General features: G+C 67.5%; 1 protein-coding gene. It reads left to right on the top strand.

Translation table 11 applies throughout. From position 1 onward, the window contains the following. Positions 1-2023 (top strand): AMP-binding protein (locus FHS42_RS36000; RefSeq protein WP_184580576.1); only part of this gene is annotated, 2023 nt, incomplete at both ends.

Here is a 2023-nt window from a genome sequence, read left to right on the forward strand (position 1 = left end):
TTGTGCCGTCGATGCTGCGTCTGTTCCTGGAGCAGGAAGGCATCGAAGGCGCCCGGTCGCTGCGGTTGGTGATGTGCGGGGCCGAGAAACTCGCCGCCGGGCTGCTGGCGGAGTTCCAGCACAAGTTGGATGCGGATCTGCTGCACATGTACGGACCGACCGAGACCACGATCGCCATCACTGGTTGGCTCAGCAGTGAGGCCGAGGATGCTTCGCACACGGTGCCGCTGGGTCGGCCCAGTGACAACACCCAGTTGTACGTCCTCGACGCGGACGACCGCCTGGTTCCGCCGGGTGTCGCGGGCGAGTTGTGCGTATCCGGAATCGCTTTGGCCCGCGGCTATCTGAATCGGCCGGAGGAGACCGAGCGGGTTTTCGTGCCGAATCCCTTCCTCCCCGGCGAGCGCATGTATCGCACAGGCGACCTGGTGCGCTACCGCCGCGACGGCGTCCTGGAATTTTTGGGGCGTCGTGACCACCAGGTCAAGGTGCGCGGATTCCGTATCGAACTCGGTGAGATTGAAGCCACACTCGCCGCCCACCCCTCTGTACAACAAACCCTCGTCACCGCCCACCAATACGGCGACTCCGGCACACGTCTAGCGGCGTATGTGCGGCCAACCGCCAGGTCAGAAGAGGTGCCAGTCGAGAGCAGGGCGGCGCGTGCGGAGCAGGTCGACTACTGGCGTGGTGTGTTCGAGAAGGTGGACGAGACGGCGGTGCCGACCGACGTCCACTTCGACATCACGGGCTGGGACAGCAGCTACACCTGGGAGCCCATCTCCGCAGACGATATGGCGGAGTGGGTGGACACGACGGTCGGCCGGATTTTGGAGTACCGGCCTCGCCGTGTCCTGGAGATCGGGTGCGGCAGTGGTCTGCTGATCTGGCGGGTGGCACCCGAGTGTGATTCGTACGTCGCGCTGGACTTCTCCCAGGCCACGCTCGACCAACTGGGACAGGCGCTGTCGGAGGCGGGGCTCGACCACGTGGAGCTGTTCCGCCGCGAGGCGACGCAGCTCGACGGGATTGGCGAGGGCTTCGACGTCATCGTGCTGAACTCCGTACTCCAGTATTTTCCCGACCTGGAGTACCTGGACCGGGTGCTTACCTCGGCGTGTGGCCTGCTGCGCGACGGCGGTGTCTTCTTCGCCGGTGACGTACGGCATTTAGGCCTCCTCGACGAGTTCCGCTCGTCGGTGGAGTTGTACCGCGCGCCGGTCACGGCGACGGTCGGGGCATTCCGCGAGCGGGTGGCCCGTGGGGTGGCGCGCGAGGAGGAACTACTCGTCGCACCGCGGTACTTCACCGGGGCGGTGGGCCGGATCCCGCGCGTGACCGGAGTCGAGGTCATGCCGCGGCGCGGGCGAAAGTGGAACGAGATGACGGCGTTCCGCTACGATGCCGCCCTGCATGTCGGGGTGCCCGGGGGCGCGCAGCCGGCGGTGCGGGTTGACACCTGGCTGAACGGAGCGGAGCCGGGTGCCGCGTCCGCTCGATGGCTGACAAACGTGCTGGTGGCGGCCGGTGGCGAGCCGTTCGGAGTGCTGGACTGGCCGTACGACCGACTGACCGAACTGCAGCAGGCGCTCAACGACCTGGAACGCGCGGACGACGAGGCGCTTGTTGGCGAAGTCGTCGACCGTGGCACGGCCGTGACCTTGGGCCAACCAGCCGCGAGCGGAACCGGAATCGACGAGATGGAACGGGCCGCGGCGCAGGCCGGCTACCGGCTCCTGATCGACTGGTCCCGCACACCGGACGCGCTGGACCTGGCGTTCCTCCCGCAGTGTGAGGCAACGGACACCGGTTTGGAGGGAACGGCATCCGGCCAGGATGGAGCGGACTCCTACCCGCGTCTGGTGCGGTGGCCCGACGCCCCAGCGGACTCGCCGACGGGCCCGGCTGCGAACGACCCCGTGGCCGTCCGCAGTCGGGAGCAGCGGTGGCTGGTGTTGGCGGGTGAGTTGCGGGAGTTTGCGGCGGGTCGTTTGCCGGGGTACATGGTGCCGTCGTCGTTTGT

Source organism: Streptomyces zagrosensis (genome assembly GCF_014203645.1).
GTDB lineage: Bacteria > Actinomycetota > Actinomycetes > Streptomycetales > Streptomycetaceae > Streptomyces > Streptomyces zagrosensis.